Source organism: Bacillus sp. FJAT-26390 (assembly GCF_001682865.1).
Lineage (GTDB): Bacteria > Bacillota > Bacilli > Paenibacillales > Paenibacillaceae > Pristimantibacillus.
Map to the genome: position 1 here is coordinate 662 of NZ_MAQX01000016.1, position 724 is coordinate 1,385.

1 pseudogene is annotated in these 724 nt (G+C 45.7%); it reads left to right on the forward strand.

The features are described 5' to 3' along the window. Positions 1–579: pseudogene (locus A7975_RS34975) on the forward strand (transposase); the annotation flags it as partial. Between the last annotated feature and the right edge of the window lie 145 nt (positions 580–724).

The window sequence follows — 724 nt, forward strand, 5'->3', positions numbered from 1 at the left end:
CTGCAAGCCGTTCCGTTGGCATACGAGAAGGTACAAAGCTAGCAAAAAATTGAGCTCCAGCTGTTGTTAACACAGTATGAACTGCTTGAAAGCAAGTTTGAAGAGCTTGAGGTAAAGCTTGATGAACTCCTGAAGCAAATCCCGCATGTGAAGCCATTACTAGCCATTAAAGGTATTGGTCGGGATAGCATAGCTGGTTTTCTAGCTGAAGTTGGAGATATTGAGCGCTACCGGCATCCGAAACAGATCATCAAACTCGCAGGGTTGAACCTCAAAGAAAACACAAGTGGTAAACACAAGGGACAGACAAAGATCACGAAGCGCGGACGAAAGCGACTAAGAGCGCTGCTATTTCGCGTCATGATGCCACTTGTGGCAAAGAATCGTGCATTTAAAGCCCTGCATCAATATTACACAAAGCGGCCAAACAACCCATTGAAAAAGATGCAGTCGCTCATTGCGCTTTGCGGTAAGTTGATACGAATTCTCTTTGGTGTCCTGAAGAAGGGACATCCGTTTAGTGAAGAAAAAATGTTGCGGGATATACCCCGGTTTACGGTCATGTCTTTAGCAGCTTAGGGTTCATGATTTTTCATAGAAGCCGAACGTAATAACACCGTTACAGACAAGTGAAGCACGGATGAGTCGGAACAACACTAACATACGGACGAAGATCCTGCCGGGCAGCAATATCCGACCTCCACCTCATGGACAGGTTGAATGA